Source organism: Sphingomonas sp. Marseille-Q8236 (assembly GCF_965112005.1).
On record NZ_CBCOPO010000002.1, the window covers coordinates 1268980 to 1289281 of the forward strand.

16 protein-coding genes are annotated in these 20302 nt (G+C 65.0%); 9 read left to right on the forward strand and 7 right to left on the reverse strand.

Features of this window, described 5'->3' with window-relative positions:
- Positions 1-98: 98 nt before the first annotated feature.
- Positions 99-2360, reverse strand: a complete 2262-nt coding sequence (locus ACWPWT_RS18310) for a beta-glucosidase (RefSeq protein ID WP_454280868.1) — start codon at positions 2358-2360, stop codon at positions 99-101.
- 316 nt (positions 2361-2676) lie between these two features.
- Here ACWPWT_RS18310 and ACWPWT_RS18315 point away from each other — a divergent pair, with 316 nt between their 5' ends.
- Entirely contained in the window at positions 2677-3687 is a 1011-nt protein-coding gene (locus tag ACWPWT_RS18315; protein ID WP_454280869.1) for a LacI family DNA-binding transcriptional regulator, read from the forward strand.
- A gap of 168 nt (positions 3688-3855) precedes the next feature.
- Here the strand turns inward: ACWPWT_RS18315 and ACWPWT_RS18320 are convergent, their stop codons facing one another.
- Positions 3856-4833, reverse strand: a complete 978-nt coding sequence (locus tag ACWPWT_RS18320) for an SDR family NAD(P)-dependent oxidoreductase (RefSeq protein ID WP_454280870.1) — start codon at positions 4831-4833, stop codon at positions 3856-3858.
- A 176-nt stretch (positions 4834-5009) separates the two neighbouring features.
- A complete protein-coding gene (locus ACWPWT_RS18325; RefSeq protein ID WP_454280871.1) occupies positions 5010-5780 on the reverse strand; it encodes a competence/damage-inducible protein A in 771 nt (256 codons plus the stop codon).
- A 50-nt stretch (positions 5781-5830) separates the two neighbouring features.
- Between ACWPWT_RS18325 and map the strand changes: the two genes are divergently transcribed.
- From map to purL, 3 genes are read left to right on the forward strand one after another with little or no spacing between them, the layout of a single operon-like run.
- A complete protein-coding gene (map, locus tag ACWPWT_RS18330; protein WP_261267790.1) occupies positions 5831-6658 on the forward strand; it encodes a type I methionyl aminopeptidase in 828 nt (275 codons plus the stop codon).
- A gap of 7 nt (positions 6659-6665) precedes the next feature.
- Positions 6666-8177, forward strand: coding sequence for an ABC1 kinase family protein (locus ACWPWT_RS18335; RefSeq protein ID WP_454280872.1), 1512 nt, complete (start codon positions 6666-6668; stop codon positions 8175-8177).
- Between the two features lie 58 nt (positions 8178-8235).
- On the forward strand, positions 8236-10461 hold the full coding sequence (purL, locus tag ACWPWT_RS18340; RefSeq protein ID WP_454280873.1) for a phosphoribosylformylglycinamidine synthase subunit PurL: 2226 nt from the start codon (positions 8236-8238) through the stop codon (positions 10459-10461).
- Here the strand turns inward: purL and nhaA are convergent.
- Positions 10458-11864: a Na+/H+ antiporter NhaA gene (nhaA, locus tag ACWPWT_RS18345; protein ID WP_454280874.1), complete on the reverse strand. Its 1407-nt coding sequence runs from the start codon at positions 11862-11864 to the stop codon at positions 10458-10460. The two genes, purL and nhaA, sit on opposite strands and share 4 nt — an antisense overlap.
- 76 nt (positions 11865-11940) lie before the next feature.
- Between nhaA and ACWPWT_RS18350 the strand changes: the two genes are divergently transcribed.
- Together ACWPWT_RS18350 and ACWPWT_RS18355 are read left to right on the forward strand one after the other, a co-directional pair.
- Positions 11941-13182 (forward strand): DUF418 domain-containing protein, encoded by a 1242-nt coding sequence (locus ACWPWT_RS18350; protein ID WP_454280875.1) that lies wholly within the window; start codon positions 11941-11943, stop codon positions 13180-13182.
- 91 nt (positions 13183-13273) lie between these two features.
- Positions 13274-13444: a (2Fe-2S)-binding protein gene (locus ACWPWT_RS18355; protein WP_261268223.1), complete on the forward strand. Its 171-nt coding sequence runs from the start codon at positions 13274-13276 to the stop codon at positions 13442-13444.
- A gap of 28 nt (positions 13445-13472) precedes the next feature.
- Here the strand turns inward: ACWPWT_RS18355 and ACWPWT_RS18360 are convergent, their stop codons facing one another.
- Together ACWPWT_RS18360 and ACWPWT_RS18365 are read right to left on the reverse strand one after the other, a co-directional pair.
- The gene (locus ACWPWT_RS18360) at positions 13473-13937 is read right to left on the reverse strand and encodes a PilZ domain-containing protein (protein ID WP_454280876.1); all 465 of its coding nucleotides are present in this window, start codon (positions 13935-13937) and stop codon (positions 13473-13475) included.
- A gap of 156 nt (positions 13938-14093) precedes the next feature.
- The gene (locus ACWPWT_RS18365) at positions 14094-14390 is read right to left on the reverse strand and encodes a hypothetical protein (RefSeq protein ID WP_454280877.1); all 297 of its coding nucleotides are present in this window, start codon (positions 14388-14390) and stop codon (positions 14094-14096) included.
- Positions 14391-14564: 174 nt separating this feature from the next.
- Between ACWPWT_RS18365 and ACWPWT_RS18370 the strand changes: the two genes are divergently transcribed.
- The 3 genes from ACWPWT_RS18370 (at position 14565) to ACWPWT_RS18380 (ending at position 18197) form a co-directional block, all read left to right on the forward strand.
- The gene (locus ACWPWT_RS18370) at positions 14565-15155 is read left to right on the forward strand and encodes a polysaccharide biosynthesis/export family protein (protein WP_454280878.1); all 591 of its coding nucleotides are present in this window, start codon (positions 14565-14567) and stop codon (positions 15153-15155) included.
- Positions 15156-15169: 14 nt separating this feature from the next.
- Positions 15170-16717 carry an outer membrane beta-barrel protein gene (locus tag ACWPWT_RS18375; protein ID WP_454280879.1) on the forward strand — a complete coding sequence of 516 codons (1548 nt, stop codon included), beginning with the start codon at positions 15170-15172 and terminating at the stop codon, positions 16715-16717.
- Between the two features lie 109 nt (positions 16718-16826).
- Positions 16827-18197 (forward strand): O-antigen ligase family protein, encoded by a 1371-nt coding sequence (locus tag ACWPWT_RS18380; protein WP_454280880.1) that lies wholly within the window; start codon positions 16827-16829, stop codon positions 18195-18197.
- Here the strand turns inward: ACWPWT_RS18380 and ACWPWT_RS18385 are convergent.
- A complete protein-coding gene (locus ACWPWT_RS18385; protein ID WP_454280881.1) occupies positions 18080-20155 on the reverse strand; it encodes an acyltransferase family protein in 2076 nt (691 codons plus the stop codon). The two genes, ACWPWT_RS18380 and ACWPWT_RS18385, sit on opposite strands and share 118 nt — an antisense overlap.
- Between the last annotated feature and the right edge of the window lie 147 nt (positions 20156-20302).

The window sequence follows — 20302 nt, forward strand, 5'->3', positions numbered from 1 at the left end:
GCCGACTATTTCGGCTAATTATTTTCTTTATAGTTCATTGCTATACCGACCGACATCGGTGTCAATCAAAATGCCGTGACGGCGTGGCGCCCGATCAATCAACCGGGCGACTGTGCTTCTGCCGCAACACTCACCTCTCCATTCGCGACCGGGCTCTGGGCATCGGTGGCGAGCGTCAGGCGGTAGCGGCCGGGCGCGATTGCCCAACCACGGCCTGCCGTCCAGCGCGACAGGATCCGGGGATCGACGGGGATCGCCAATTTCCTCGTTTCGCCCGGTGCCAGCGAAACCCGCTGGAATCCCGCCAGACGCATGGGCCCCTGCCCCGTGCCCGTCAGATAGAGTTGCGGGACGATCACGCCCTGCCGCTTGCCGATATTGGTCACGGCGACCTCGACGGCCGGGGCCGCGCCGCCCGTGAACCGGGCATCGCCGAAGCGAAAGCGCGTATAGCTGAGGCCATAGCCGAAATGATAAAGCGGCCGGTCACCGCGTGCGGCGTACCAGCGATACCCGACGTTGCTGCCTTCCGAATAATCGACCGGGAACGGGGCGAGATCGCCGGTGTCGACGACGCCCGCGTTGCTCGACGCGTCTGTCAAGGCGGTCACGCCAGCGGGCAGCACCGGGTTCGGTCGGGGCAGTTGGGCGGCACGGACCGGAAAGCTGATCGGCAGACGGCCCGAAGCGTCGACCTGACCCAATAGAACACGCGCGATCGCTTCTCCCCCGCGCTGGCCGGGATACCAGGCCTGGACAATCCCCGCGACCTGATCGGCCCAGGGCATCAGGACCGGCCCGCCTGTCTCCAGCACGACGACGCTGCGCGGGTTGGCCTTTGCGACCGCCGCGATCAGCGCGTCCTGATTATCCGGCAGCGACAGCGAAGTCGCGTCCTGCGCTTCGGTCTGCCACTGGGTCGCGAACACGATCGCGATGTCGGCCGACTTGGCCGCCGCAGCAGCAGCAGCGGGATCGCGTCCATCGACGAAGGTGACCTGCGCACCGGGGACCAGCGCCCGCATCGCACGCAGCGGTGAGGAGGCGTGATAGGTGATCCGCGCGAACGACGCCGCCGCGCCCTTGGTCAGCGGAATCTCGATCGGCGCGCCGCCGACCGAGCGAACCTGGCTCGACCCGCCGCCCGACAATACGCCGACATCGGCATGACCGCCGATCAGCACGATCCGCCGCGCCGTCGCCGCCAGCGGCAGGACCTCGCGGTCGTTCTTTAGCAGCACGATTCCCGCCTCCGCCGTGCGCTGTGCGACATCGGCATGGGCGGCATAGTCGATCGCCTGTGCGGTCGTGGGCGTCGGATCATCGTACAGCCCGCTGGCGATGACGCCGGTCAGGATCCGCGTGACCATCTCATCCAGCCGCGCCTCGGGCACGCGACCGCTGGCAATCGCATCCGCCAGCGGCTTGCCGAAATAGATCTGCTTGTCGAGTTCCTGTCCCGATTCCTGGTCCAGTCCGGCCAGCGCCGCCTTCTCGGTCGAATGGACGCCGCCCCAGTCGCTCATGACGAAGCCGGGATAGCGCCATTCGTCGCGAAGGACCTGAGTCAGCAGGAAACGGTTCTCGCAGGAATAGTCGCCATTGACCTTGTTATAGGCGCACATGACCGATCCGGGCCGCCCCCCGTCAATGGCGATCTTGAACGCGAGCAGATCGCTTTCGCGCAGCGCCTTCTCGTCGATCCGCGCGTCCAAGATGTTGCGCCCGGTTTCCTGCGCGTTCAGCGCATAATGCTTGACCGTGGACACGATGTGCTGGGACTCGACGCCGCGGATCGACGCGCCCGCCATGATTCCGGCCAGCAGCGGATCCTCGCCCAGATATTCGAAGTTCCGCCCGTTCCATGCATCACGCGTCAGGTTGACGCCGCCTGCCAGCAGCACGTTGAAGGTCTTGGCGCGTGCTTCCGCTCCGATCGTCGCTCCCCCGGCATAGGCGATGGCGGGATCGAAACTGGCCGCCGTCGCCAGGCTGGAGGGCAAGGCGGTGGCGGTGTCGCCCTTTCGCTGTTCGACCTGATTGGCGACGCCCAGGCTTGCATCGCTTTCCCGCAACGTCGGGATGCCCAGGCGCGGCACGCCGGGCACGTAGCCAGCCGAGGGTATCATGTCGGCATGACGTTCCTTGGTCATGGGCGGGAACAGGCCATGGACATAGGCCAGCTTTTCGGCGCGGGTCATCGCCTTGACCAGCGCGCGGGCGCGTTCGACCGCCGGAGCCGCCTTGTCACGCCATACGCCCTCAGTTGCCTGAGGCTGCGACGAGCTTTGCTGCGCCGACGCGACAACCGGCGCGGCCCCCGCAAGGAGCGCGACGACAAGGGCGTGACGATAGGACATGGTGGCGCTCCGAACAGGGGTTCGGGAAACCCGGCCGAGGCATATGGAGCACGGCCCGATGCGCGGCGCGCATCGTCGGCGTGACGATCCTCTCCCGGTCTTCCCGTTTTCAGCGCCTGTTGTCCGCAAGACTGACAACGATGTCAACGGTCAATCCTCCGCCGTCGCCTTCGACCGCCCGTAGCGACCCGTAATGGCACCCTGCACCCGATTGCATAAGATCGCGGCATGTGGGACGCTTTGCCGTCGTTCCGCACCTCTCATCGGCTAGGCCGATCCAGCATGCCGCTTTTTTGTCTTTCGACCGGATGTTTCCATGAAGGCGCTTACCATCAAGGACGTGGCCCGACAGGCCGGCGTTTCCCCCAAGACCGTTTCCCGCGTCATCAACGGCGAAGCGCATGTCCGACCGGCGGTACGAGAGGCTGTCTCGCGCGTGGTGGCGGAGATGAATTACCAGCCGAACGCCTTTGCCCGTAGCCTGTCAAGCGCGCGCTCATTCCTGATCGGCCTGTTCTTCGACGATCCGGCATGCAGCTATGCCAATGACGTGCTGCTCGGCGCGATCGACCGCGCGCGGTCGCTGGGCCGCCACGTCGTCATCGAGACCGTGGCGCTCGACCGTCCGGATTGGCAGGCTCGGCTGGAGGAAAGCCTGGTCGGGTTGAAACTGGGTGGGGCGATCTTGACGCCGCCGATCTGCGACTGCGAGGACCTCATCGCCATTTTCGAGCGGCACGGTGTGCCGTTGGTACGGATTGCTCCGGGTACCGACGTTGATCGCACGCCCCATGTCAGAATTGACGACCGCGCGGCGGCGCGCACCATGGCGGAGCATCTGATCCATCTCGGCCACCGCGACATCGCTTTCATCAAGGGCAACCCGACCCATCATTCCGCCCATCGCCGTTGGCTCGGGTTTCAGGATGCCTTGGATGCTGCCGGTATGACGCTCGATGACCAGGCGGTGTTGCAGGGGGATTTCACCTTCCGATCCGGCATCGTCGCCGCCGAGGCACTGTTACATGGTGCACGCCCACCGAGCGCCATTTTCGCGAGCAACGATGAAATGGCCCTGGGCGTGCTGGTGGCTGCGATGCGGGCACAGATCGCGGTACCCCAGAAATTGGCCATTGTGGGGTTCGATGATGCCCAGCTGGCACGCATGGCCTGGCCACAGCTGACGACGATCCGGCAACCCAATAGCGAGATGGCGGCTGCCGCCGTCAGCCTGCTGGCAGAACGAAGCGATGGTCCCGATGGCGCAAGATCCTCGATCGAACTCCCCTATGAGCTGATGGTCAGAGCGAGTTCCTGTAGCCCGTGATTGGGTAGCGCGAATGCCAGTATCGCTATGTAGTGCAGGCCGGGTGGAAGCTGGCCGGAACGAGGCCGAAGCAGTCGGACAAGCTATTTTCCGCATCCGGCCCGAGCCCGGAGAGCTGGTTCCCGTTTTGCGGGAAGGCAAGGGCCCATCCTTGCCATCTCGCTTGCCTCAAAGCCGGTGATAGTCCCGGAACCACGCAACGAACCGCCCCAGTCCCTCTTCCAGGGCAACCTGGGGCCGATAGCCGGTGATCGCGTGGAGCCGAGACGTGTCGGCATAGGTCGAGGTGACGTCGCCAGGCTGCATCGGCTTCATGATCTTGATCGCCTCGCGTCCGATGGCGGTCTCAAGCGTAGCGATCATGCTCATCAGGCCGACCGGATGGCTGCCGCCGATATTGAGGATGCGGTGTTCGCCATTCGCATGAGGGCGGTCCAGCACGCCCAGGATGCCGTCGACGATATCGTCGATATAGGTGAAATCGCGCGCCATTCGCCCCTCGCCGAAAATCTCGATCGGCTCGCCCGCCAGGATGCGCCGGGTGAAGGAGAAATAGGCCATGTCGGGCCGCCCCCATGGGCCATACGCCGTAAAGAAGCGAAGCCCCGTCTGCGCAAAGCCGTAGAGCGTAGCATAGGACTGGCTCATCAACTCGCCTGCCCGCTTGGTGGCGGCATAGAGCGAGACGGGCGAGACGGCGGGTTCGTCCTCCCGAAAGCCCTGCCCGCCCATCGGCTTGTCGCCATAGATCGAGCTCGACGAGGCATAGACGAGATGCGCGAAGCCCGGCTGGTGGCGGCACGCCTCCAATATGGCCAGATGCCCGGCAAGGTTCGACCGCTCATAGGCGAAGGGCTGATCGATGCTGTGGCGGACGCCCGCTTGCGCCGCCAGATGAACGACGCGGGTGATGCCGTGCCGACGCATCACGGCGGCGACAGCATCCGGCTCGGCTATGTCCAATTGGTGGAAGGTGAAACCGCGGGTCTGCGCGAAGTTGGCCAGCCGCGCCTGTTTCAGGGCCGGGTCATAATAATCGTTGAGAATATCGACGCCGATCACCGTCTCCCCGCGCGCCAGCAAACGCTGGGCGGTGGCATGACCGATAAAGCCGGCGGCGCCGGTAACGAGGATGGGAGACGTCATGCCGTTCAGCGTCCGACGATCCCGTCACGACAGGAAGACCGTTTCATCATTCGGCCAACAACGCGCATTAAAGACCACTCCATATCATCTGGGGGAACCGCCGCACCGCCCGTCGGACGGGCAAGCGACGCTTCCTTAACCCTGCCGTATCAAGACTAATGAAAAGATACCGGCGCTCAGATGCCGTCCGGGACGACACGATGCCCGGCCTTCTCCAGCGCCTGGGTCAGCGCGTGGATACAGGCCTCCGCCACCGCCGGGTCGGCGCTCCGCACGACGAAGTTCGCCCCGGTACGGCCTTCGCGGAAAAAGGGGTAGCTCCCGATGGCGACGCCCTCATGCGCCTTTTCAGTCGCGCCCAGCAGGTCGGCGACTTCGCTTTCGCCCACCCAGCAGCCGATCGTCCGGGATATGACCGGTCGGCCACCCTCCAGCGTGCCGGTCAGCGCATCGAGCATTCCGGCGGTGATATGCGGAACCCCCGCCATGACGAAGATATTGCCGATCCGGATACCCGGCGCGCCCGAGACGCGGTTCGGGATCAGCGAGGCCCCTTCCGGCGTCCGCGCCATGCGGGCCCGGGCCGCAGTCACGCCGCCCCGGTCCTGATAATAATGGTCCAGGATCGCACGGGCCTCCGCATGTTCGATCACGGGGACGCCCAGCGCCTCGGCGATCGCATCGACGGTGATGTCGTCATGCGTGGGGCCGATGCCCCCGGTGGTGAACAGATAGTCGTTGCGCACGCGCAGGATATTGACCGCCTCGACGATTGCTTCGGTCCGGTCGGCGACGACACGCACTTCGGCCAGGCGAATACCCTGAACGTTCAACCAGCTCGCCAGCTGCGCCACGTTCCGGTCCTGGGTGCGACCCGACAGGATTTCGTCACCGATCACGACCAGCGCGGCGGTCCAGATACGCTCTTGATGGGGCAGGGATTCCATGGGCAGGACATAGCCTCGCAAAATCGCCCGCGCCACGCTATATCGCGCGCATGACCGATTATGTGACCGTTTCCGCCGACGCGCCCCAGGGGCGGACCGGCGCGATCAAGCTGTGGGGCCGCGAGGCGTTCGAGGGCATGCACAAGGCGGGCCGTCTGGCCGCCGAGACGCTGGATATGCTGGTGCCGCATATGGTGCCGGGCGTCTCCACCGCCGAGATCAACCGCCTAGTCCATGAATTCATCGTCGAGCGCGGCGGGGTTCCGGCCACGCTGGGCTATCGCGGCTATGCCCATTCGACCTGCATCTCGATCAACCATGTCGTCTGCCACGGCATCCCGTCCGAAAAGACGTTGAAGTCGGGCGATATCGTCAATGTCGACGTGACCCCGATCGTCGATGGTTGGCATGGCGACACCAGCCGCATGTACCTGATCGGCGATGTGCCGCTAAAGGCGCGCAAGCTGGTCGAAGTAACCTATGAATGCCTGATGCTGGGCATCGAGCAGGCCAAGCCCGGCAAGCATATGGGCGACGTCGCCCATGCCATCCAGCAGCATGCCGAAAAGCATCGTTACGGGGTCGTCCGCGATTTTTGCGGCCATGGCCTGGGCCTGTTGTTCCACGACGCGCCGGAAGTCGTCCATGTCGGTCGCCCCGGTACCGGCCCGGAGCTGAAACCCGGCATGATCTTCACCATCGAGCCGATGATCAATATCGGCCGCCCCGACGTGAAGCTGCTGGATGACGGCTGGACGGCGGTGACGCGCGACCGGTCGCTGTCGGCGCAGTTCGAGCATTCGATCGGCATTACCGAAGAGGGCTGCGAGATTTTCACGCTCAGCCCGGCGGGCTACACCCAGCCGCCCTATATCTGAGGTCGTGATGCTGGGCGCGATCCGGGTTGCGGCGCGCGACCGCGCCCGGCTGGCCGAGGTGATCGCGACCGCGTCGCGCTTCGGCCTGGACGTTCTATTGGCACGGTTGGGTCTCGACCCGTCCCGTCGCGATCCCGACGCCCTGCCCTTCGACCTGCCCGTCCGTACGCGACAGGCGATGGAGGCACTGGGCCCCGTCTGGGTCAAGCTGGGCCAGATCCTGGCCACGCGTGCCGAGCTCCTGCCGCCAGAATGGATCGCCGAACTCGAAAAGCTGCATAGCGCCGCGCCCCGCCTGCCCTTCGACTCCCTTCGCGGACAGGTGGAGGCGGCATTGGGTGAGGCACCGGAGACGGCCTTTTCTCGCTTCGACCCAGAGCCGCTGGCCGCCGCGTCGATCGCACAGGTGCATCGTGCCGCGCTTCCCGACGGTACCGAGGTCGTCCTGAAGATAAGGCGGCCCGGCATCCGCCCCGTCATGGAAGCCGACCTCCGCCTGCTGACCCAATTGGCATCGATGGCGGAGGCCGCCAATGCCGAAGCCCGGCGCTATGGCGCGACCCGGATGATTCGCGAGTTGGGGCGCGACATTCTGGAAGAACTCGATTTTACCAATGAAGGGCGCAACGCCGACCGGCTGCGACAGGATTTCGCGGGCGACCGCCGGGTCCTCGTCCCCGCCATTCACTGGAGCATGTCATCCGAAACCCTGCTGGTGATGGATTATGTCGAGGGCGTGTCACCTCGTAACGCTGCGGCGCTGGAGGCGGCCGGTATCGACCCGGCCGCCATCGCGTCGGCCGGGGCGGACATCGTGCTCGACATGACGTTGATCAACGGCCGGTTCCACGGCGATCCGCATCCCGGCAATCTTCTCTGCCTGCCCGGCAACCGCATCGCGATGCTGGACCTGGGCCTGATCGGCCATGTCAGCCCACGACGCCGGGAAGAAGTGATCGCCTTCACCCAATCCATCGCCAATAGCGATCCCGCGCTGCTTGCAGAGACGCTCAAGCAATGGTCGCAAACCGATGATATCGCGCCTGAACGCTTCCAGGCCGTGGCCGACCGGCTGGTGGTCCGCCATGGCGGTGGCGCACTTCGGCTGACCGCGATCCTCGCCGACATCTTCCCCGTGCTGCGCGAAGAGCGGATCGTCCTGCAACCCGACATGCTGCTGCTGTTCAAGGCGCTGATCACCATCGACGGCGTGTTGAGCGGCATCCAACCCGATTTCGATCTGTCTGCCGCGCTGCGTCGCGCGAGCGCCAAGATCGTCGAGGCGCGGCTGTCCCCCGAACGATGGACCCGGCGCGCCGCCGCGCTGGCGCTGGAGTTGGATCGACTGGGCGACGACCTGCCCCGCCTGATCCGCGCCACGACGCGCAAGCTGGAAAGCGAGAATGCCGTGGTGCCAACCAGTGGGATCGAGGCCGCGATCCGCACCGGCACGGGCTGGATCGCCGCCGCCCTGGCGCTGTCGGGCGTGGCGATCGCCATCGCGATCCATCTGGGGTAGCAACTTCGCGCGAGAGCGATAGTGACGAACCCGCGACACCACGTTAAAGGCGCGGGCCATGACCGAGATCACGCCCCAGATCGTCGCCGACCACGGCCTGTCCGAAGAAGAATATCAGCGCGTCCTGAGCGCGCTCGGCCGCGAGCCCAACCTCGTCGAGCTTGGCATCTTCTCGGTGATGTGGTCCGAGCATTGCAGCTATAAGTCGAGCCGCATCCACCTGAAGAAGCTGCCCACCGAGGGGCCTCAGGTGATCTGCGGGCCCGGCGAGAATGCGGGCGTCATCGACATCGGCGACGGCCAGGCCGCCATCTTCAAGATGGAGAGCCACAACCACCCCTCGTACATCGAACCCTATCAGGGCGCGGCGACGGGCGTGGGCGGCATCCTGCGCGACGTGTTCACCATGGGCGCGCGGCCGGTCGCGAACCTGAACGCGCTGCGCTTCGGGCGGCCCGATCACCCCAAGATGCGCCACCTGATCTCGGGCGTGGTGCACGGCATCGGCGGCTATGGCAATTGCGTCGGCGTGCCGACCGTGGGCGGCGAGGTGAACTTCCACCCCGCCTATGACGGCAACATCCTGGTCAATGCGATGACCGTCGGCGTCGCCGATCAGGACAAGATCTTCTATTCGGCCGCCAGCGGCGTCGGCAATCCGATCGTCTATGTCGGGTCGAAGACCGGTCGCGACGGCATTCACGGCGCGACCATGGCCTCGGCCGATTTCGGCGAGGATGCGGAGGCCAAGCGCCCGACCGTGCAGGTCGGCGACCCCTTCACCGAAAAGCTGCTGATCGAGGCGTGCCTCGAACTCATGGCCTCAGACGCGATCGTCGCGATCCAGGATATGGGCGCGGCGGGCCTGACCTCGTCGTCGGTCGAGATGGCGTCCAAGGGCGGCGTCGGCATCGAATTGATCATGGACGATGTGCCCCAGCGCGAAGAGGGCATGACGGCGTACGAAATGATGCTGTCGGAAAGCCAGGAGCGGATGCTCATGGTGCTGAAGCCCGGTCGCGAGGATTTCGCCGAGGCGATCTTCCGCAAGTGGGAACTGGACTTCGCGGTCATCGGTCATGTGACCGAGACCGGCCGCATGGTCCTGCGCCATAAGGGCGAGATCGTCTGCGACATCCCACTCGCGCCGCTGGCCGATGACGCGCCGCTTTACGACCGTCCGCATGTCCCGACCGAAGTGCCTGCCGCGATCACCTCGCCGGGCTGTAAGGACCCGGCGGCGGACCTGCTCAAGCTGATGGGCTCGCCCGACATTGCCTCGCGCCGGTGGATCTGGGAGCAGTATGACCATATGGTCGGCGGCGACACGGTGCAGCGCCCCGGCGGCGACGCCGCCGTGGTCCGCGTCCATGGCACGCAGAAGGGGCTCGCGATGAGCACCGATTGCACCCCGCGCTATTGCTATGCCGATCCCGTCACCGGCGGCATGCAGGCGGTGGTCGAGACGTGGCGCAACATCACCGCGGTCGGCGCCAAGCCGCTCGCCATCACCAACTGCCTCAACTTCGCCAATCCGCAGCGCCCCGAGATCATGGGCCAGATCGTCGGCTGCCTCGAGGGCATGAGCCAGGCCTGCCGCGCGCTCGACTATCCGATCGTGTCGGGCAACGTCTCGCTCTACAACGAATCGAAGGCGACCGGCGGCGGCTCGGCGATCCTGCCGACCCCGGCGATCGGCGGCGTCGGCCTGCTGGCCGACTGGTCGAAGTCGGCGACCGTGGCCTTCAAGGGCAGCGGCGACGTCATCGTCCTGATCGGTGCCCCCAAGGGTGAGATCGGCCAGTCGCTCTGGCTGCGCGAAGTCCATGGCATCGAGGGTCGCGAAGCCGGTCCGCCTCCGTCGATTGATCTGGATGCCGAGCGCCGCACCGGCGATCTGATCCGCGAATCGATCACGGCCGGACATCTGACCGCCGTGCACGACGTGTCGGATGGTGGCGTCGCGGTCGCCGTGGCCGAGATGGCACTGGCGGGCAATATCGGCGCATTGATCCAGTTCCCGACCCAGGGTGAGGCTTGCCGCCAGCTCTTCGCCGAGGATCAGGGCCTCTACATCGCCACCGTCGAGGATACCGCGCTGATCGACTTCCTCGCCAACGCGCATCTGGCAGGCGTCGAGGTGGAGCGGATCGGTCGCACGGCGGGCAGCCGCCTGATCTTCGAGCGCGAGGATGGCGACTTCGTCGTGTCGCTCGACGAATTGCGCCGCGCGCATGAGGGCTTCTTCCCTGCGCTGATGGGCGCCGACGCCGCCCTGGCCTAAGACGATGCCGGAGCCTCGGCCGCGTGCCGGGGCTCCGCGCAACGCCGCAATATTCCATAGCCGATCGCCGCGGCCAGCAGCGATGCGATCAATATGCCCAGCGACGCCGCCTCGCGCATCTCGCCAGCACCAAAGGCGAGCCCGGCGATGAAGAGCGAGATCGTGAAACCGATCCCCGCCAGCGCCCCCACGCCCACCACCATCGGCCAACTGACCCGATTGGGACGCTCGGCCAGACCCAGCGCGCTTGCCGCCCAGGTGAAGCCCAGAAAGCCCAGCGGCTTGCCCACTACCAGCCCCAGCACGACGCCCAGGACGAGCGGGCTACCGATCATCGACAGCAGATCGGCGGAGAAATGGATGCGGACATTGGATAGGGCGAAGAGCGGTAGCACGACATAATTCACCCAAGGCGTCAGTATCTCGATCAACCGGCTGCTCGCCACGCGGGTCGCCGATGCCATTTCCTGCAGATAGCCCAGACGCTCCTCCGCCTGCTCGCGCAGTTGCCGTTCCTCCTCGCCATCGTCCGCGCTCTCCGCCGCGCCGTGCGCGCTTTGGAACTCGTCGACCCGGCGCTGGACCCGCTGGGCGAAATCGCGCTGGTGGAGCCGCGGCGCGACGGGCACGGTCAGTCCGATCATGACCCCGGCGATCGTCGCATGGATGCCCGATTCCAGCACCCCGCCCCAGACGATCAGCGCCAGCAGCACATAGGGAACCGACGATACCCAGCCGATCCGGCGGAGCCCGACGATCCCCGCCAGCGCAACCCCCGCCGTGATCAAACCACGCGGGTCGATCGCATCGCTATAGGCAAAGGCGATCACGAGCAGTCCGCCAACATCATCGACTGCGGCAAAGGCCAGCATCAGCACCCTCAGGCCCGCCGGCAGGCTGGTCGCGAACAGGGCGATCAGCGCCAGGCCGAAGGCGGTGTCCGTGGTGATGACGCTGCCCCATCCGGGCGCGGCGGGCGTCCCACCAGCGACCAGCAGATATAGCCCGACCGGAACCAGCATCCCGCCGACCGCGCCGGCCAGCGGAAAGGCCGCGCTACGCCAATGCGCCAGCGGCCCGGCAACCATCTCCCGCTTCACGTCCGCGCCGACGATGACGAAGAACAAGGGCAAAAGGGCATGGTCGATCCACTCGGCCAGCGTGTGCGACACCCCCGCCGCACCGAAGCGGATCGCGACGGACGTATCCCAAAACCCCTCCACCGCGCGAGCCCAGGGGCTGTTGGTCAGGACCAACGCCAGGATCGTCGCCAGCAGCAGCGGACCGCCGGTCACGTCGGACCCGGCGAAAAACGGCTCGATCTTGCGCAGGAATGCCATGGCAGCCGGCGAGGAATGCGCGCGCGCGCTGGCGCGGCCGGTCAGGCGAGGTGACAATCCCATGCCAAACCAATGCTTCGCCGGTCAGGCGGTTGCATCCTGCGCCTTGGCGGGTAAGCCCGCCCGATCTGTATGGAGCATGTCATTGGCCGACGATCCCGCCCCCGCCCCTTTGCCTGCCGCCCAGATGGTGGGCGGGCGATGGGTAACGCTCGACGTGCTGAGGGGCGTGGCGGTGATGGCGATCCTGCTGGCGAACCTGCCTGGCTTCGCCCTGCCCGATCCGGCCTATTCCAATCCCATGGCCTGGGGTGGGAGCAGATCGATCGATCTGGCCGTATGGTTCCTCACCGAGGTCTTCGTCAACGGGCGGATGCGCGGCCTCTTCTCGCTCTTGTTCGGGGCCTCGACCCTGTTGATCCTTCAGCGCGCCGACGCCGCCGGGCTGAACGGCGCTTCGGTCCATCTGCGCCGCATGGCCGTACTGTTCCTGTTCGGGCTGGCCCATCTGACCTTCATCTGGTCCGGCGATATTCTGGCGCATTACGCGCTGGTCGGGGTGGTCGCTCTGGGCTTTAACGGGTTGAGCGCACGGACATTGTGCTGGACCGCGATCGCCATGGCCGGCTTGTCGATGGCGATGGGATGGCTGGAATGTTTCGGCCTTTTCGCCGCCGCGGCGCGGGACACGCCGCGCTCGGTGGCGCTGTGGGACCTTTATCAACTCGCGTTCGGCACGCCTGATCCTGCACAGCTTGCCCCTGAAATCGCGGCGATGCGCGGCCCCTGGGCGGTCTCGACCGCCTATCGGCTGGCGCACAACGGCAACCCCCTGTTCGACCTTATTCAGATCGGGCCGGACACGCTCAGCGCGATGCTGTTGGGCATGGCGGCACTCAAATCGGGTTTCCTGACCGGGCAATGGCCGCGACGAAGCTACAAGCGCTGGGCGATCATCGCCCTGCCCCTGTCCTGCGCGGCCTATGGCGGGATGGCGGTGGCAGTCGTGGCGAGCGACTATGACGTGCGTGCCGTGACGCTGGTCGAATTGTTCCTCAATGTGCCGTTCCGGCTGATCGGAACGATCGGCTATGCCGCCCTCATCCTGCTGCTGTTGAGGCCGGGTGGCTGGTGGACGGGGCGAGTCGCCGCCGCCGGACGGATGGCCTTCACCAATTATCTCGCGACCAGCGTCGTGATGACCTTGGTCTTCTACGGCCATGGATTGGGGCAGTTCGCGCATTGGACACGGGCCAGCCTGTATCTTCTGATCCCTCCGATGTGGGGTGCGATGCTGCTCTGGTCCAAACCCTGGCTCGACCGTTTCGGACAGGGGCCGCTGGAGCGGTTATGGCGTCTGGCGGTCCGGGCGCGTCTCTGACCTGCGACCTAATATTTGCAAACGCATCGCAACAGCCTTGCGATCCACTCTCATTAGCGCTAGACAAAGGATGCTGTTGATGGAGAGCACCTTGGTCGTTTGCGTTTGCAATGCCATCCGGGAATCGCAGGTTCGCGATGCCGCACGGGCAGGTTCGATGACTCCCTGTCAGATGTATCAGGCGCTGGGGCGGCAGCCCAAATGTGGCCAATGCGCCGTCATCGCCCGCGCGATCATCGACGAGGAACGCACCGCCGCCTGATCTGGGCAGCGGCGAATTTGCCAAACGCTCAGACGGTGATCAATACCGCGGCGGCGATCACGCCCCAGGACAGCACGCACGCCCCCCCAAGAACCATCAGCCGGGTCCGCACCCGCAACTTATAGGGCCCCATAGCCCGATCGTTCGCCATATCCTCGCCGGAAAGGGACAGGACATTGGTCGGCCCCTGCGCCGCCGTGATGGCGCCCGAGGGCAGCGCCCGATCGAAGACACACCCCAGCCCCTCAACGCCCTGCCACACCGCGGTCGCCCGAACGCGACCGATATTCGCCAGCCCGATTTCGATCCGGGATCCTTCGGCGATGGGCAGCTTGGTGTCGATCCGGCATCCCTCACGCGTCAGGTCGAGGACAACCACGTCATAGGGGCGGACATCGCCATCGATCCGAAGTACGCCGCGACGCTCCAGCAGCGTCCGCTCCTCGGAGCGATCGTCCTGGCCGAAAGTGTCGACGACTTGAGCGAGTTTCATGCCCGTTAACCTTTGAAGGATGCTGCGTGAGGCTCGGGAGGGGAGCCGAGGGTGACGAAGCCGGATCGCGACGCAAGGTGGAAGCGATTCCAGCCTCTTGTCTCGATCCGGGACATAGCAGAAATTTGGGCGTGCCCCCACGCCCGGCGGAAAAATTCAGTAAAGTCCGGCAATCGACCCGGCATAGAACAAGGCCCAGCCGCCGACCGCGCCGGACAGGACCAGCACCGGGGTCTTCAGCCAGTTCGTACGCGATGGCGCCACCGCCTGCTTCGCGCTGAAGCTGTCGAAGACCGCCTGCTCACGCTCACTATCGAACTCGTTCCAAAGCCTTTCCTGAAGGCTGTGGACCGGCGAACCCGAATTGGGGCCCTGCCAGACATCGGTGCGCTCGCCCGCCTTGGTTGCGGTCGCAGCGTCTAGCTTCTTCGTTTGGGCCAGGTTGTTTCGCATGACGATTTCCAGACGGTCTAGTGCACTGAAACCGATTTAGCCGTTTGCGCTTAGACGAGGCTTAATCCGGCTGGTTAACGCAAAATTAGCTACGAATTGGCTTATCCTGGATCGCCTTGTCGAGCGATGGTCTTCTATGCCATTTGCGGATCAGAAACGGATCAAGGGGATTCCATGTCGACCTTTCAGCGGCTTACCCGACTGCGCCCGGCGATGATCGCACTGCTGACCGCCAGCGTCGCCCTGGCCGGCTGTGCTTCGACCAGCGCCCCGCCCCTGCCCGCGTCCGAGATCGGCAAGGCCCGCCAGCCCTATACATTGGGGGTCGGCGACAAACTGCGCGTTAACGTTTATCGCGAGCCCGAATTGAGCGGTGAGTTCGCCGTGGGCGGAGCCGGATCGATCGCCATGCCGCTGATCGGCGAAGTCCCCGTCAAGGGCATGACCCGCGCACAGGTCGAGGCGGAACTGGCCCGGCGGCTGGGCAACGGGTTCGTCCGCAATCCCAGCGTCTCGGTCGAGGTCTACGACTTCCGCACCTTCGCGATCCTGGGCGAAGTTCAGCGTCCCGGCGCCTATCCTGCGCGCGAAGGCACGACCCTGACGTCGGCGGTCGCGCTGGCGGGGGGCTATACCTATCGCGCCAACGAGCACCGCCTGTTGCTGCGCCGGGCCAATGGACCGACTTTCTACAGTGTCGATGCCGACGCCGATGTCGAGGTGCAGCCGGGCGATACGATCCGCGTGCCCGAGGTTCATTTCTGACAAGGGGTTATCGGGTGATCCGTTCTCCCCTGGCAGGCTCCGCCACGCTGATGCTGATGTCGTCGCTCGCCATGCCCGTCATGGCGCAGACGACGCCGACGCCCCGCCCGCGCTCGACGGTGCCGGGGCGGCTGACATTGCCGGCGCAGAGCGACCCGATGGCGACGCAACAGCCCGCCACGCCGGTCCCGCCGCCGCTGGTCGATCCCCAGACCGGGCGGCCGGTCGACACGACGCCGCGCGCCAGCGGTGTCGCGAACGAGACGGCGGCGGATGCGACCCCGGCGAGCGACGTACCCCCCGTCCCCGCCTATATCCCCCTTCCCTCGGGTTCGACGCAGCAGACCGAACTGCCGACCGCCCGCGTGGCCGATCGCGCGCTGAGCGCCACGCGGCTGCCTGGTGACACGGTATTGCTGCGACGGCGGCCCGGCTATGACGCACCCGGCCTTCGCGTCGGTGGGCTGGTCGTGCACCCCTATATCGATGCGGGTCTGGCCTATGACGCGAACGTCTATGCCGAAGAGAATCCGCGGACCGACATTTTCGCGCATCTCCTGACCGGCTTCGACGCCGCGTCCGATTGGGGGCGGCATCGCGCGGTGATCAGCGGCTATATCCGCCGCCGCGAATATGCCCGCTACACCTCGGAAAACACGACCACCTATCGTCTGGTCACGGCCGGACGCTATGACGCGACCTCGCACGTGTCCTTCACCACCGAGGCCTCGCACCAGCGGATCCAGTTGGAGCGCGGCGCGGTCGAGGAAGTGTCGAGCCTGGCGCTGCCCAGCCTCTATGATCTGACTCTAGGCCAGTTGGGGACTAGGATCGAATATGGCCCGACGCGGCTGACCGCCAGCGGCGGCGTGTCGCGGACCGATTTCACCGACAACCGCTCGCTGACGGGACAGCTCACCGATCAGCGTTTCCGTACCTTCACCGGCTATACCGGCGAGGCGCGGATCGAACATGACGTATGGGGCACCCGCGCCCTGTACGGCCAGTTCAACTTCGAACGACGCCGTTTCGAGACGGCGGAGGCCAAGCGGCTGAGCAATGCCGATGTCTATGCGCTGACCGCCGGTCTGCGCGGGGCGCTGACCCAGTTGATCCGTGGCCATGTCGGTGTGGGCATCATCCGCGTCGACTTTCAGGATCCCAGCGCCAATTCGATCTCCAGCCTGACCTTCGACACCCAGGTCGACTGGCTGGTCCGGGACCGCACGACCATCTCGCTGTCGGGCGCGCGCGAGTTGCGCACCGCGGCGCAGCGTGGCGTGCGGGCGGCGCTTTTCTCCAATCTGACGATCAGCGCCAATGAGGAGGTTCGCCGCAATCTGGTCCTGTCGCTGGGCATTCGTCAGCAATGGACGGACTATATCAACGACATCCGCCGCGCTTCCGCGACGGGCGTGACGTTGGGCGCGAACTGGTTGCTCGACCGGCATTGGACGATCAAGCCCTTGATAAGCTATCTTCGCCGTACCGACCGAGGCTTCAACCTCGATCTGGGGCCGGAGGATGCGCAGGTCGCGGTCAGCGCTTCCTACCGGTTCTGATCCAGGATCGGCACGAGGCCCTTCGTGGTCGGATGAAGTTCGCCGCGCGGCGGTGTCGCGATAGCCTGTGGAGGTTGGATTGACGGATCAAGCACTAGCGGCTCCGGGGGTGACGACGGCCGAGCCCTGGCGCCGTGCCGAGTCCGCGCGTGCCGCGCAGATCGCAAAGTTCGTGCGCCTCTATCTGGTGCTGCCCGCCGCGATCATCGCCATCTATCGCAGCACGCAAATGTGGTATGGATACCCCACGTCGCAGACGGAAAACGCATCCAACGATCCGTTTCTGATGCAGCTGGTGCTCTATTCGCTGGTGCCGCTGACGGGCCTCGCGACGGTCTTGCTTCCGCGGATGGCGGGGCGTGCCATGATACGGATGGGGCCGCTCGTGGCCTTGCTGGGCATATTTCTTATCGGATCGATCGTAGCGTCCGATGACCGGATGAGTTCGTTGCGCGGCTTCATCGCCATGATGCTCATCGTCATCCCGATGCTCTATCTCGCATCCTGCTTCGGCGCGAAGGCATCCTTCGATCTCGTATGGCGGGTCATGGCGGTTCTGCTGGTCGTGAACTTCGCCTATTCGATTCTGTTTCCCCACTTCGCGTTCATGAGCGGATCGTTGAACGGCGCGATGCGAGGGATGTTCAGCCACAAGAACGCCTTTGGCGCCTATTGTGCTCTGACCTTCGTCATGCTGCTGCCGCCCGATTTCGACATTCGGCGCTGGGACCGACTGCTTCGCCTCGTGCTTTGTGCGGTCGCGGCCGTGGGGGCCAAGCTCTCGCTGTCCTCGACGGCGATCGTCCTCCTGATCGTCGGCACCGGGATGGTGGTCGTGACGGGGTTCCTGAGCCGTATCGAACAGCGCACGCTGCGCGCGCTCGCTTTCGCCTTCGCGCTCTCCTTCGTCATCCTGCTTGCCAGCGGCGCCGGGGTCGCGCTTCTGGGCGAGGTGGCGGGCAGTTTCGGCAAGGACGTTACCCTGTCGGGGCGCGCCGAGATCTGGGAGGTGCTTTGGCCGGTGGCACTGGACAAGCCCTGGCTGGGCCATGGCTTCGCCATCTTCCGCCAGACCAGCTATTTTCAGCAATTCACCAGCACCATCGCATGGGGCCCGCGCTCGACGCATAACACCTATCTGGAGATCGCGCTGAATTCGGGCTTTCCGGCGTTGTTCGTCTGGCTGGCGATCATGCTGGCGGCGATCTTCCGCGGCATCCTGCTGATCGATCCGTCCTCACCGGATTATCGGCCCATCCAGAAAGGGATCGCGGCGATCGTGATGGCGCTGCTGGTCTCGACCAGCGAAGCAGGGCAGATGCTGGCGCCTCTATCGACCTGGCCGATCCTGGTGCTTTCGCTTTATTGCATTGCGATTTCGGACGGAACCCGACGCGTGCGGAGGGCCAGTTCGCTCGCACCCCGCGGCGAGGGAATGTCGAAGGCCGCCTGGACCTCCGCAAACCGGCGAGCGGTGTAGATCGCCCCGGCCTTTGAGAGGTGATGCGTGTCGGCGTAGAAGACATGACGCTGACCAGCGCGGAATTTACAGCCGAGCCGATCGCACAAGGACGGCACGGGATCGAGCAGCAAGACGCCTGATCGTCCCGCCGCCACGTCGGCAACCGCCGGGCGCGCCGGATCAGACACCACGGCGCTCCATGGAAGCCGGTCCTGCCGGGTCCTGTTTGGCCAAGTGGCGAACCTGTCGGCCAGTGCCGTTCGGACCGGCATCAGATCGTTCAAGGCCGCGCTGTAGGGATTGACCGAAAAACGCGGGACATCCTGCATGACGATAACCGTCCGCCCCATCCGGCGGAGGGCGGTGATCATCCGATCGAGCCCGGACGCGAGGGTCATTCGCCTTTCCGCCACGCTGACACCGTACGAATTCCCGCCCCCCATTGCGCCGACGGCAGGGGTTTCCAGCATCGAGGACCAGTAACCGGCCAGAATGACGACCCGGATACGGGGCTGCGTCCGAATGATCGACAAGGCCTTTGTCAGGAAGGCGGCACATTCCGCCGCATGGGTCGGATGATTGACCAGGAAATGATCGTAACCCAGGATCGGCTGACAGGCCGATTTGGTCATCTGATACAGCGCCAATGAATGATCCGCGGCCAGTCCGGCGATCCCCGCCGCCATGGCATTGGCATGGCTGTCACCGACCAGGGCGACGGCTGACCCCCTGCCCGACGGCAGGCATGCCTTGGTCGAACGCGGAGACGATGCGCCATAGGCAACGAGACAGTTGTTATCCAAAGCACCGCGAACGTCCGCGTCCAATTGTCGGACCGGGAGCGAAGCCCAGCGCGTCACCCCGCCGCTGATGACCAGCAGAACGAGTGCGGCGACGCCCCCGCCCCAAAGCGGAACATAGCGCCGCAGGCTGATACCGCCGCCGGTTCGCCCGTGCTGGAACGACAGTTCGATCGCATAATAGCTCGCCACGGCGACGAGCAGCGTTCCGATCATCAGGGCAGCCCGAACGACCGGGCTGGCATCGATCCCCAGTATATGCAGCGCCGCGACGGGCGGCCAATGCCACAGATACCAGGAATAGGAGATACGGCCCAAACCGACCAAGGGGGACGACCCCAATATCCCAGGGGCTGTACCGGATACGCCCGGCATGACGATCATCGCCGCCGCCGCGACGGCCAGGACCTGCCGCAGCAACACGGGCTGCCCCTCCGGCAGGAACAGCGCAAGCGCCAGAAGCACTGTGGCCGCCACCATCCTGTGTTGCCGCATCGGCAGGTGCGCAAAGCTCGGTGACGGATGAGCCGATCGCAGTGCGATCAGTCCACCCACCCCGATCTCCCAAAAGCGGAACGGCATGAGATAATAGGCCGCTGCCGGCCGATAGAGCTGGATCAGCGCGGCCAGCCCGAAAGACAGGACGACCGCAGCCAGCATAGCCGCGCGCAGCCAATGGCCGCCCCGTCGAACACCGATCAGAATGAGGGGCGGCAGGACGAGATAGAATTGCAATTCGACCGAGAGCGACCAGCCCATCAACAGCAATTGCCGAACGGCCTTGGGCGAAAAATAATCGGTGAACGCCACGAAAACCACGTTGGAAACACCGGTCAACGTCCCAATTGCCGTGATCGCGTAAATCTTCAGTTCATATGGGGTCGAAATCACATATGCGATAAGTGTCGTGAAGATGACGACGCATAATAAGGCCGGCAAGAGCCTGCACGCGCGGCGAGTGTAGAAGTCGCGGTAGCGAAACCGCCCGGCCTGTACCGATCGAAAAAGAATATCGGTGACCAAAAAACCGCTGATGACGAAGAATATATCGACACCGATATATCCCGCCGAGGATGACGGCGCTTCATAGTGAAACAAAACGACCAAGAGAATGGCAATCGCACGCAAACCATCCAAGTCGCGGCGATAGGCCGTATCGATCGCTTTCGGCGCCACGGCCTCCATTCCCTATCGTCCCGTCTAAGCGCCCGACCTGTCTATCTGTTCCTCTCAGAGACGGCGATTTTCGTCCATGTGCTGGAGCAATCCTGCCCTGTGCTATGGCCGAAACGATACACCACTTGCCGCACCGGAGCGTGGCAG

Bases quoted from the DNA above. Each gene is read 5' to 3' on its own strand.
- ACWPWT_RS18310 (WP_454280868.1), bottom strand. From the start codon at position 2,360: ATGTCCTATCGTCACGCCCTTGTCGTCGCGCTCCTTGCGGGGGCCGCG.
- ACWPWT_RS18315 (WP_454280869.1), top strand. From the start codon at position 2,677: ATGAAGGCGCTTACCATCAAGGACGTGGCCCGACAGGCCGGCGTTTCC.
- ACWPWT_RS18320 (WP_454280870.1), bottom strand. From the start codon at position 4,833: ATGACGTCTCCCATCCTCGTTACCGGCGCCGCCGGCTTTATCGGTCAT.
- ACWPWT_RS18325 (WP_454280871.1), bottom strand. From the start codon at position 5,780: ATGGAATCCCTGCCCCATCAAGAGCGTATCTGGACCGCCGCGCTGGTC.
- map (WP_261267790.1), top strand. From the start codon at position 5,831: ATGACCGATTATGTGACCGTTTCCGCCGACGCGCCCCAGGGGCGGACC.
- ACWPWT_RS18335 (WP_454280872.1), top strand. From the start codon at position 6,666: ATGCTGGGCGCGATCCGGGTTGCGGCGCGCGACCGCGCCCGGCTGGCC.
- purL (WP_454280873.1), top strand. From the start codon at position 8,236: ATGACCGAGATCACGCCCCAGATCGTCGCCGACCACGGCCTGTCCGAA.
- nhaA (WP_454280874.1), bottom strand. From the start codon at position 11,864: ATGGGATTGTCACCTCGCCTGACCGGCCGCGCCAGCGCGCGCGCGCAT.
- ACWPWT_RS18350 (WP_454280875.1), top strand. From the start codon at position 11,941: ATGTCATTGGCCGACGATCCCGCCCCCGCCCCTTTGCCTGCCGCCCAG.
- ACWPWT_RS18360 (WP_454280876.1), bottom strand. From the start codon at position 13,937: ATGAAACTCGCTCAAGTCGTCGACACTTTCGGCCAGGACGATCGCTCC.
- ACWPWT_RS18365 (WP_454280877.1), bottom strand. From the start codon at position 14,390: ATGCGAAACAACCTGGCCCAAACGAAGAAGCTAGACGCTGCGACCGCA.
- ACWPWT_RS18370 (WP_454280878.1), top strand. From the start codon at position 14,565: ATGTCGACCTTTCAGCGGCTTACCCGACTGCGCCCGGCGATGATCGCA.